The organism is Cupriavidus sp. L7L (assembly GCF_004353535.1).
Classification (GTDB): Bacteria; Pseudomonadota; Gammaproteobacteria; order Burkholderiales; family Burkholderiaceae; genus Cupriavidus; species Cupriavidus oxalaticus_A.
The window spans coordinates 1-9839 of record NZ_SMNY01000056.1; the positions used below are offsets into that span (position 1 = coordinate 1).

A 9839-nucleotide genomic window follows, 5' to 3' on the forward strand; every position below is an offset into this window, starting at 1 on the left:
CCCTACCCCCACCACCCGCGCCAAAACCTCCGCCGATGCCCCCAACGCCCCACTGTTATCAATCTCCACCAACGAACACCCATCCGGAACATCAAACGCCTGCACCGCACGCACCAGCCGCCGCGCGATGGCGTCTTCTGACTCGCGCCCACGCTGACGCAGCCGCGCAGCCAGCACCTCTGGCTTGACCCGTACATGGATCGCGCAAAGCTTGGGATAGCGCGCCACCGCCTGCGGCAGGTACTCCCGCGATCCGTTGACGATCACCGTCAGCCCTGCGGCGAGCCACTGCTCGATCTCGACGCCAATGCCATAGTGCAGCCCATGGCTGTGCCAGTTCAGCGCCAGGCACCCAAGCGCCTGGCGGCGCCGGAACTCATCGGGACTAAGGGCCACCGACGCTTCGTTGGCATCGGCCTCGCGCGTGATATAGCGATGCGCCACCACGACGCGATCCTCTGGACCCAAGCGCTCGCGCAGCGCGCGCAGCAGCGAATCCTTGCCGCTGCCGGACGGCCCCATTACGTAGAACAGGCCACTGCCGTCAGTCTTGATTCCCGTATTCATGCGTCCAGGTACGCCGCACCGGCGCCATCATCGATACCGCCATCGAAGCCATAGTGGCGCCCGACGATAAAGTCGTCGCCCGCCTGCGGCTGCACGAACACGCTGATGCCATCGACATGCAGCGGCGTTTCCAGCAGCTTGCCGCTATCCGCCGACAGCCGTGCCAGCGCGGCGGCCTCGCTGGCGGCATCGAGCATGCCCGTCAGCGTGATGTGGAAGACAAAGGTCTCGAACACATACGGATAGCCCCACGCATCGAGCATCTTGCGCTGTGCCGCGCTCAGCTGCTCCGGCACGCGTCGGGCCAGTTCGGCCGGGGCCGGCGGAGCCCGGAAGCGCTCGAATGCCACCACGCTGGCATCGGCCAACGCCTGCATCGGCGGCGACGTTTCGGCCAGGCACCATGCGACAAAGCCCCGCAGCGAGCGCAACGCCAGCGGCGTGTCGAACGCTGCGCGGCCGCGCGCAAAAGCACGGGCGGCGGCGTCGAGCTGCGCGGCGTCGGTGCCCTCGGCAAGCCGGAACGGCGGCTTCAGCGTGGCATGCAGGCCATAGTGGGCCGGCGCCCGCACCCACTCGGACGGCGGCGCAGTGAAGCCGGGCGGCATGGGCGCGGCGGCGCCGGAATCGGCATTGCGGCCGAGCCACTGGCTGCCGAAGGTACGGAACGGCTCGCCCGGCGCCAGGTAGATCGCGTAACGGTGTGCGTGCATGGTCATGCCGCCAGTGTACCGGCGTCGGCAAGATCGACCAGCGGCGGCATCGCTGCGGCATGCTTCAGTTCGCCATTGACGATGGTGGCGCAGACGCGCGGCGCGCCGGGCTGCCGGTCGTCGACCAGGATCGCGTCGGCACGCAGGCCCGCGGCGAGCGTGCCGCGGTCGCGCAGTCCGGCGGCGCGCGCAGGGTTGCGCGACACGAGGTGCCACGCACCCTGCAATTCGAGCACGCACAGTTGCGCCAGGCGCAGCGCCGCCTGCAGCGGCGCCGGGTAGTAATAGTCGGAAGCGAGCACCGTGCACAGGCCGGCGGCGACCATCTCGGTCGCGTTGGGTGCGCCGGTGTGGCTGGTGCCGCGCACCACGTTGGGCGCGCCGAACACGATGTCGTCGCCCAGCTGGCGCGCCAGCGTGGCGGCGTCGACGGTCAGCGGAAACTCGGCGATACGGCAGCCGCGGCGGTGGTAGTGCTGGCGCGTGGCCACGTCCGGGTCGTCATGCGAAGCCACCGGCAGCCCTGCCGCGCGCGCCGCGGCGATCAGGCGCGCCATCGCCTCCGGCACTTCCTGCGCATTGGCGCTGGCCGCACGCAGGTGCCGGCGGAAGGTCTCGACGTCGCACTCGGCGCGTTCCGCGTATTGGCGCAGCTTGCCTTCGTCGGCCATGCGGCGCGCCATCATCGGCAAGTGGTCGTTGATGGCGAGCAGACCAATGCGCCTGTCGGCGATCCAGGCCAGCGCCGTATCGATGCCGGCGAGGTGGAATGCCTCGAAGCGCAGATGCACCTTGTGCTCGGCGCCCAGCACGGGGCGTAGCTGCGCGAGCGCTTCGAACATGCGCAGCGCATATGCTTCGCCGCGCAGCCCGCCCTCCCATGACAGGGTCACCCCATGGAACTCGGTGGTGATGCCGTTTGCCAGCAGCTGGCGGTCCACGTCGAGCAGCGCACCCGCGTAAGGGAAACTGACGCCCGGTCGCGGCATGACCGCGCGCTCGAAAGCGTCGCCATGGATATCGACGATGCCAGGCAGCACCAGCAGGTCGCCCGCGTCGATCCATAAGCCGGATGCAGGCGCATGCTGGACCACCGTGCCATCGCGCCAGCCTAGTGTAGCCGGCCCCAGGCCCGCTGCACCGAGCACGCGGCGCCCCGTGATGCCGCTCAGTTGCGGCGCTTGGGTTGGAATGATCGTATGCATGGACGGGACGTTAGCGCCGGCAAATGACAAGCAGATGTCTAGACCAATGCGCGCGGCGTCCGTGCAACGTCAGTCGGTGTCCGAAACCGTCAGCTGCACCCAATCCCCGGCAAAGCGCGTTACGCTGTACTGCACCGGCGCGCCGTCGATATCGACGTTGAGCGCCTCCACCTGCAGCACCGGGCGCGTCTTGGGCTGGTTCAGCAGCCGTGCCACCGGGGCGCTCGGCATCGCGGCGGTAATGCGCGACCACTTGCGGGTGTAGTCCGCGATGCCGAACTGCGCGAGCGCGCGCGACACCGATTGCTGCGCGCGCAACACCTCGTCGATGCCGGGGAAGCGCTTCGGATCGAAATAATGCTCGGCAACGTCGATGGTGCGGGACTCGGCCCGCCCGAGCATCTGCACGTGCAGCACCGTCGCAGTACGTGCCAGGCCCAGGTGGCGTGCGATCTCCGGCGCGCGCAGCTCCTGGCAGCCGATGATCTCCGTATGCCCGCGCATGCCCTGCGCGGCCAGGTTCTGCGAAAAGCGCGTGCGCCGGCCGATCGCGTAGTCGATCGCATGCTCCTGCACGAAGGTGCCGCGGCCCTGCTCGATGCGCACCAGTCCGCTCAGCTCCAGCTCACCCATGGCGCGCCGGATGGTGTGCCGGTTCACGGCGAATCGTGTCGCCAGCTCCGGCTCCGGCGGCAGCTGCTCGCCGGGCTGGTACAGCTTGTTGCGAATGTCCTCCGCCAGCGCCTCGCCGATCTGGCGCCACACCGCCACGCCGGAACCCCGTTCTACTTCCCGATCAGACATCCTGCCCTCTTGTCATCAAGCGTTCATTGTTGCCATGCGATTGTGCCCGAGTTATTCCGGCATGGCACGGAGCCCGACTAATGCCGGGCAGCGTCACGAAACGTTCATCTGCCTGTGGTCTAGTAGCGGCGTGTTCACGTTGTGACATCTAAACGTATAGACGTATAGGGGTGATGATGCAAAGCGAAACCGCCGGTCCGGCAACGACCGATGCGAACCCGGCCCGCGCTGCGTGGCTGCGGGTATTGGCGATGGCGCCAACCGAGGCGCTCGACGCGGCCTATGCCCGGCTGGGCCAGGCAGCGGCCCTGCCCGCGTGGCGCCTGCTGCGCAAGCCGGAGTCCGGCATGGCGATGGTGCGCGCGCGTGCCGGCGGCACCGGAGCGCAGTTCAACCTCGGCGAAATCACGGTCACGCGCTGCGCGGTCGTGCTGGATGACGACGGTGCCGGCGGCACCGTAGGCGTTGCCTATGTACAGGGCCGCAGCACGCAACACGCGCAGCAGGCGGCGGTGCTGGACGCGCTGCTGCAGCGGCCGGCCTGGCACCAGCGCGTGCACGACGCGGTGCTGGCGCCGCTGGCCGATGCCCATGCCACAAGCGCAGCCCGGCAGGCAGCGACCGCCGCGCAGACCCGCGTGGAGTTCTTCACCATGGTCCGGGGAGAGGACTGACATGATTTCAACCCAACCCATGCTGTCCGCCGCCACTTCGCTGGTGCCGGGCTTCGACAACCCGGTCGACGACGCCCAGCTGGTGTTCCGCGCCACGCTGCATGCCTTTGCCCATCCCGGACAAGTCCAGTCCCTGCCGGCGACCACCGGCCTGCCCGAGGGCCTGTCGCCGGCGCTCGCCGCGCTGCTGCTGACACTGGCCGATCCCGACACCCCGGTGTGGCTGCCGGCGGGCGTTCCCCTCGCCGCACGGGCATTCCTGCGCTTCCATTGCGGCTGCCCGCTGACCGACGACCTCCGCGCCGCCACCTTCGTGTGCGTGCCCGCCGGCCACGCCATGCCGGCGCTGGCGGACTGCGCGCAGGGCGAGTCCGCGTTCCCGGACCGTTCGGCCACGCTGCTGGTGGAAGTCGCCTCGCTCGACGACGGCGACCTCTTCACGCTGCGCGGCCCCGGTATCGAACACACGCAAGCACTGCGCGTAGCCGGCCTGCCGGCCGGCTTCCGCGGCGCCTGGCGCGCCAACAACGTCGGCTTTCCGCTCGGCGTCGACCTGCTGCTCGCCAGCGGCGACCGGTTCTGCGCGCTGACGCGCACCACGCAGATGGAGTCCTGACATGTATGTAGCCGTCAAGGGTGGCGAACGCGCCATCCTGAATTCCTACCAGATGCTCGACGCCTACCGCCGCGGCGACACGGCGTTGCCCGAGCTGACGCTGGCGCAGATCCGCGAGCAGATGCCGCTGGCCGTGTCGCGCGTGATGGCCGAGGGCTCGCTGTACGACCCGCAGCTGGCCGCGCTGGCGCTCAAGCAGGCCGCCGGCGACCAGATCGAAGCGGTGTTCCTGCTGCGCGCGTACCGGACCACGCTGGCGCGTTTCGGCTATACCGTGCCGGTCGATACCGGCGCGATGCGCCTGCAGCGCCGGATTTCATCGACCTTCAAGGACGTGCCCGGCGGGCAGGTCCTCGGGCCGACCTACGACTACACGCAGCGCCTGCTGGACTTTTCGCTCGAAGCCGGCCGCGATCCCGCACCGCTGCCGCCTTCGGCCGAGCCGCTGCCCGCCAGCATGCCGCGCGTGACCGGGCTGCTCGAGGCTGAACAACTGGTCGAAGCCGACGAGATCCCCGCCGGCGACCCCGCCCCGCCCGACCTGACGCGCGAGCCGCTGACCTTCCCCGCCAGCCGCGCCGCGCGCCTGCAGAACCTGGCGCGCGCCGATGAAGGCTTCCTGCTGTCGATGGGCTATTCGACGCAGCGTGGCTACGGCAACTCGCACCCGTTCGCCGCAGAAATCCGCTACGGCACCGCCGAGGTCGAGTTGTTCGTCGAAGAACTCGGCTTCGCCGTGACGATCGGCGAAATCGAGCTGACCGAATGCCAGATGGTCAGCCAGTTCACCGGCAACGCCGACGAAGCGCCGCGCTTCACGCGCGGCTACGGGCTGGTGTTCGGCTACAACGAGCGCAAGGCCATGTCGATGGCACTGACCGACCGCGCGATGCGTGCCGCCGAACTCGGCGAGGCCGCCGACGCCCCGGCCAACGATATCGAATTCATGCTGTACCACAGCGACAACGTCGAGGCCTCCGGCTTCGTGCAGCACCTGAAGCTGCCGCACTACGTGGACTTCCAGGCCAACCTGGAACTGCTGCGCCGCCTGCGCGCCGAGCAGGAAGGCACGGACGCCGCCGCGCAGGCCGAACCGCAAGCCACGCAAGCCGCGCACCCCGAACCGCATCCACGGCCCCAGCCGCAAGAGGAGACGCTGGCATGACCGCCGCGAACGCATCCGCCGCCACGGGCATCGCCCGCGACGAGCACTACAACTTCGGTTACCTCGACGAATCGACCAAGCGCATGCTGCGCCGCGCCCTGCTCAAGGCCGTGGCGATCCCCGGCTACCAGGTCCCGTTCGGCAGCCGCGAAATGCCGCTGCCCTATGGCTGGGGCACGGGCGGCATCCAGGTCACCGCGGCCATCATCGGCAAGCCCGACATGCTCAAGGTGATCGACCAGGGTTCGGACGACACCACCAACGCCATCAATATCCGCCGCTTCTTCGGCCGCGTGACCGGCGTGCAGACCACCGAGCGTACCGCCGAGGCGACCATCATCCAGACCCGCCACCGCATTCCGGAAACGCCGCTGCGCGCGGGCCAGACCATGGTGTTCCAGGTGCCTATCCCCGAGCCGCTGCGCTGGCTGGAGCCGAGCGAGACCGAGACCCGCACCATGCACGCGCTGTCGGAGTATGGCGCGATGCACGTGAAGCTCTATGAAGACATTGCCCATCACGGGCATATCGCCACCACCTACGACTATCCCGTGATCGTCAACCAGCGCTACATGATGCGGCCGTCGCCGATTCCCAAGTTCGACAATCCCAAGCTCGACCGCAGCCCCGCGCTGATGCTGTTCGGCGCCGGGCGCGAGAAGCGCGTCTATGCCGTGCCGCCGTATACCTCGGTAAAGAGCCTGGATTTCGCCGACCATCCCTTCACGGTCGAGAAATGGACGAGCTGCTGCGCGCAATGCGGCGCCACCGACAGCTACCTGGACGAGATCATCACCGACGATGCGGGCACGCGCATGTTCGTCTGCTCCGACACCGAGTACTGCGCCGACCGCCAGGCGGAACAGGCAGTCACGCAAGCCGCGGGAGGTGCACGATGAGCACGACCCCGCTGCTGTCGGTGCGCAACCTGACGCGCACCTGGGACGGCCTGCATGGCTGCCATGACGTCAGCTTCGACCTCTATCCCGGCGAAGTGCTGTGCGTGGTCGGCGAATCCGGCTCCGGCAAGAGCACGCTGCTGCAGGCCTTGTCGATGCAGGCGCCGCCGCAGCGCGGCAGCGTCAGCTATGACATGCGCGAATGCGGCCTGACCGACCTGGCCACGCTGTCGAGCGCACGCATGCGGCTGCTGGCACGCACCGACTGGGGCTTCGTGCGCCAGCATGCCCGCGACGGCCTGCGCATGCAGGTCAGCGCCGGCGCCAATATCGCCGAGCGCCTGATGGCCGTGGGCGAGCGCCACTACGGCAACCTGCGCGAAGTCGCCGGCAGCTGGCTGGAGAAAATGGAGATCGACCTGGCCCGACTCGACGACGTCCCCGGCACGTTCTCGGGCGGCATGCAGCAGCGCCTGCAGATCGCGCGCAACCTGGTCACGCATCCGCGGCTGGTGTTCATGGACGAGCCCACCGCGTCGCTCGATGTCTCGGTGCAGGCGCGCCTGCTCGACCTGTTGCGCCGGCTGGTCTCCGACCTTGGCCTGGCCGCCGTGCTGGTCACGCACGACCTCGCCGTCGCGCGCCTGCTGGCGCACCGCACGCTGGTGATGCAGGGCGGACGCGTGGTCGAGCAAGGCCTGACCGACCAGATCCTCGACGATCCGCAGCATCCCTACACGCAGCTGCTGGTCTCTTCCATCCTGCAAGGCTGACGACGATGCAAGCAGACAATGCACAGAAGCTGGTCGAGGTCCGCGGCCTCGGCAAGATATTTACGCTGCACAACCAGGGCGGCATCCGCCTGCCGGTGCTGAACGCGATCGACTTCGACGCCGCGCGCGGCGAATGCCTGGTGCTGTCGGGTCCGTCCGGCACCGGCAAGAGCACGCTGCTGCGCTGCCTCTACGGCAACTACCTCGCCACCGAAGGCAGCATCCGCCTGCGCGACACCAGCGCCGACGGCGAACCGTGGGTCGAACTGAACCACGCCCCCGAACAGCGCGTGCTGAAGCTGCGCCGCGACGTGATCGGCTATGTCAGCCAGTTCCTGCGCGCGATCCCGCGCGTGTCGGCGCTGGACGTGGTGGCCGATCCGCTGCAGCAGCGCGGCACCAGCCATGAAGAAGCGCGCGCCCGCGCCGAGGTGCTGCTGGCACGGCTCAACCTGCCGCGCCGGCTGTGGGACCTGCCTCCTGCCACGTTCTCCGGCGGCGAGCAGCAGCGCGTCAACATCGCCCGCGGCCTGATCGGCGGGCACCCGATCCTGCTGCTCGACGAGCCGACCGCGTCGCTCGACGCCGACAACCGCGCGGTCGTGGTCGAACTGATCCGCGAGGCACTGGCCGACGGCCGCGCGCTGATCGGCATCTTCCACGACGAGGCGGTACGCGACGCCGTGGCCACGCACCTGCTGCCGCTGCAGCCCGCCACCGCCCTCGCCCCCAACTGCCAGTAACTGTCCAGAACAACGGAGCCGGACATGACCGCAACCTACCTGACGCACGCCACCCTGGTACTGCCCGACCGCGTGCTGCACGACAGCGCGCTGCTGATCGAGGACGGCCATATCGCCGCCATCGAACCGGGCGCCGCGCCTGCAAATGCCGACGTGATCGACTTGCGCGGCCACACCGTGATGCCCGGGCTGATCGACGTGCATTGCGATGCCATCGAGAAAGAGGTGGAACCGCGCGCCAACGTGCTGTTCCCGCTGGATTTCGCCGTGGCTCAGGTCGACCGCCGCAATGCCGCGGCCGGGATCACCACGCCGTACCATGCGCTTTCCTTTGCCGGCAACCACTTCGGCGTGCGCAACGTCGACACCGCGGCCACGCTGGTGCGCGCCGTAGCGGCGTTCCGCGGCGATAGCCTGGTCGACAACCGCATCCATTGCCGCTATGAAGTGACCGATTCCAGCGCCGTGCCCGTACTGGAAATGCTGATGGCCGAGGGCGTAGTCGACCTGCTGTCGGTGATGGACCACTCGCCGGGCCAGGGCCAGTTCAAGACGCTGGACGCTTACCTCGCCTACATGATGGGCAACCACGGCATGACCCGCGAGGAAGCCGCCGACGCCGCCGACAAGAAGGCCGCCGCGCTGGACGGCGCGCATGAACGCGTCAACCGGCTGGTGGCTCAGGCGCACCGCCTCGGCATCCCGACCGCCAGCCATGACGACGATTCGCCGCAGCGCATCGCCGCCATGCAGGCGCTGGGCGTGCGCATGAGCGAGTTCCCGATCAACCTGGAGACCGCGCAAGCCGCGTGCGCACAGGCACTGCCGACCATCCTGGGCGCACCCAACGTGCTGCGCGGCAAGAGCCAGAGCGGCTCGATGCGCGCGATCGACGCCATCCATGCCGGCGTCGGCACCATCCTGTGCTCGGACTACCAGCCGTCAACGCTGATCGCCGCGGCCTATGCCGCCGCCCGGCAGGCCGAGCTGCCGCTGAACGAAGCGCTGGCCTTGGTGACGGCGAACCCCGCGGAAGCCTCCCTGCTGCGTGACCGTGGCCGGCTGGCGCCAGGGCTGCGCGCCGACGTGATCGCCGTGGCCAGCGTGGCCGGCCAGCCGATGGTCACCCATACATGGTCTGGGGGGCGCATGGTGTTCGCGGCGGGGTACCGTGGCGGCCAGCCCGAGGCTACGGGTACGTCCCGGCGACCGCAGATCCACGCGCTGGCCTGACCATCGGCGCGGCATGCGTTCATGTGCTGGCCTCTCCCATCCACGTCCAGACCACCTTTGCTTCATCTGACGGCGATAGCCCGAAACTGATCATCGGCGTCCCAGCCTGCCGCACCACGCCGGACTTGCCGGCCACCCACGCCGCCAGGGGGTGGCCGGACGGCAGCGAGGCACGCCACATGCCTGAGCGCGGTACGACCTGCCCCGAGCGCACCGTGACAGGCTTGCCGGTCTGCGTCGGCGGCGCATCGACACGGAAACGCAGCCCGCCCAGGAGCCGGTCCCACAGGGCCACGGCCTCATCGTCGCTCAGCGACGCCTCGTCCGCGGCGCCGATGCGGTTGGCTGCCACCTTTGTGTACATCTTTGCGCCAATGGATGACGGATGCAGGGTGGTGCGCTCCTTGCCGACCGCTTCCCACTCGAAATCGTGGGTACCGTCCGCGC

General features: G+C 68.9%; 12 protein-coding genes. 7 read left to right on the plus strand and 5 right to left on the minus strand.

All coding sequences use genetic code 11. From position 1 onward, the window contains the following. The 4 genes from phnN to phnF all read right to left on the minus strand — a co-directional run. Window positions 1–567: phosphonate metabolism protein/1,5-bisphosphokinase (PRPP-forming) PhnN (gene phnN / locus E1J61_RS34030; RefSeq protein ID WP_133098226.1), on the minus strand; the 567-nt coding region annotated here is incomplete at its 3' end. After that, window positions 564–1286: a DUF1045 domain-containing protein gene (locus tag E1J61_RS34035; protein ID WP_133098227.1), complete on the minus strand. Its 723-nt coding sequence runs from the start codon at window positions 1284–1286 to the stop codon at window positions 564–566. The genes E1J61_RS34035 and phnN, both read right to left, overlap by 4 nt. Then, window positions 1283–2485 (minus strand): alpha-D-ribose 1-methylphosphonate 5-triphosphate diphosphatase, encoded by a 1203-nt coding sequence (locus E1J61_RS34040; RefSeq protein WP_133098228.1) that lies wholly within the window; start codon window positions 2483–2485, stop codon window positions 1283–1285. Before E1J61_RS34040 ends, E1J61_RS34035 begins: the two co-directional genes overlap by 4 nt. A 69-nt stretch (window positions 2486–2554) precedes the next feature. Continuing rightward, window positions 2555–3289, minus strand: a complete 735-nt coding sequence (gene phnF / locus E1J61_RS34045) for a phosphonate metabolism transcriptional regulator PhnF (protein ID WP_133098229.1) — start codon at window positions 3287–3289, stop codon at window positions 2555–2557. A 173-nt stretch (window positions 3290–3462) separates the two neighbouring features. On the opposite strand from phnF, the gene phnG reads away from it, so the two are divergent. Genes phnG through E1J61_RS34080 form a run of 7 tightly spaced genes read left to right on the plus strand, consistent with a single transcriptional unit; the run spans window position 3463 to window position 9392 of the window. Beyond that, window positions 3463–3963: a phosphonate C-P lyase system protein PhnG gene (gene phnG, locus E1J61_RS34050; protein ID WP_133098230.1), complete on the plus strand. Its 501-nt coding sequence runs from the start codon at window positions 3463–3465 to the stop codon at window positions 3961–3963. Window position 3964: 1 nt separating this feature from the next. Further along, complete coding sequence (gene phnH, locus E1J61_RS34055) at window positions 3965–4579, plus strand: phosphonate C-P lyase system protein PhnH (protein ID WP_133098231.1); 615 nt, start codon at window positions 3965–3967, stop codon at window positions 4577–4579. A 1-nt stretch (window position 4580) separates the two neighbouring features. Beyond that, window positions 4581–5744, plus strand: a complete 1164-nt coding sequence (locus E1J61_RS34060; RefSeq protein WP_133098232.1) for a carbon-phosphorus lyase complex subunit PhnI — start codon at window positions 4581–4583, stop codon at window positions 5742–5744. Continuing rightward, window positions 5741–6643: an alpha-D-ribose 1-methylphosphonate 5-phosphate C-P-lyase PhnJ gene (locus tag E1J61_RS34065; protein WP_133098233.1), complete on the plus strand. Its 903-nt coding sequence runs from the start codon at window positions 5741–5743 to the stop codon at window positions 6641–6643. Before E1J61_RS34060 ends, E1J61_RS34065 begins: the two co-directional genes overlap by 4 nt. After that, complete coding sequence (gene phnK, locus E1J61_RS34070; RefSeq protein WP_133098234.1) at window positions 6640–7416, plus strand: phosphonate C-P lyase system protein PhnK; 777 nt, start codon at window positions 6640–6642, stop codon at window positions 7414–7416. Before E1J61_RS34065 ends, phnK begins: the two co-directional genes overlap by 4 nt. Before the next feature lie 5 nt (window positions 7417–7421). After that, entirely contained in the window at window positions 7422–8159 is a 738-nt protein-coding gene (phnL, locus tag E1J61_RS34075) for a phosphonate C-P lyase system protein PhnL (RefSeq protein WP_133098235.1), read from the plus strand. A 24-nt stretch (window positions 8160–8183) separates the two neighbouring features. Continuing rightward, on the plus strand, window positions 8184–9392 hold the full coding sequence (locus E1J61_RS34080; protein WP_133098236.1) for an alpha-D-ribose 1-methylphosphonate 5-triphosphate diphosphatase: 1209 nt from the start codon (window positions 8184–8186) through the stop codon (window positions 9390–9392). 19 nt (window positions 9393–9411) lie between these two features. On the opposite strand, the gene E1J61_RS34085 is transcribed toward E1J61_RS34080, so the two are convergent. Beyond that, a partial coding sequence (locus E1J61_RS34085; protein ID WP_243737092.1) for a T6SS immunity protein Tli4 family protein occupies window positions 9412–9839 on the minus strand: 428 nt, incomplete at its 5' end.

Coding starts and splice junctions, on each gene's coding strand:
- E1J61_RS34035 (WP_133098227.1), bottom strand. CDS start 1,286: ATGACCATGCACGCACACCGTTACGCGATCTACCTGGCGCCGGGCGAG.
- E1J61_RS34040 (WP_133098228.1), bottom strand. CDS start 2,485: ATGCATACGATCATTCCAACCCAAGCGCCGCAACTGAGCGGCATCACG.
- phnF (WP_133098229.1), bottom strand. CDS start 3,289: ATGTCTGATCGGGAAGTAGAACGGGGTTCCGGCGTGGCGGTGTGGCGC.
- phnG (WP_133098230.1), top strand. CDS start 3,463: ATGATGCAAAGCGAAACCGCCGGTCCGGCAACGACCGATGCGAACCCG.
- phnH (WP_133098231.1), top strand. CDS start 3,965: ATGATTTCAACCCAACCCATGCTGTCCGCCGCCACTTCGCTGGTGCCG.
- E1J61_RS34060 (WP_133098232.1), top strand. CDS start 4,581: ATGTATGTAGCCGTCAAGGGTGGCGAACGCGCCATCCTGAATTCCTAC.
- E1J61_RS34065 (WP_133098233.1), top strand. CDS start 5,741: ATGACCGCCGCGAACGCATCCGCCGCCACGGGCATCGCCCGCGACGAG.
- phnK (WP_133098234.1), top strand. CDS start 6,640: ATGAGCACGACCCCGCTGCTGTCGGTGCGCAACCTGACGCGCACCTGG.
- phnL (WP_133098235.1), top strand. CDS start 7,422: ATGCAAGCAGACAATGCACAGAAGCTGGTCGAGGTCCGCGGCCTCGGC.
- E1J61_RS34080 (WP_133098236.1), top strand. CDS start 8,184: ATGACCGCAACCTACCTGACGCACGCCACCCTGGTACTGCCCGACCGC.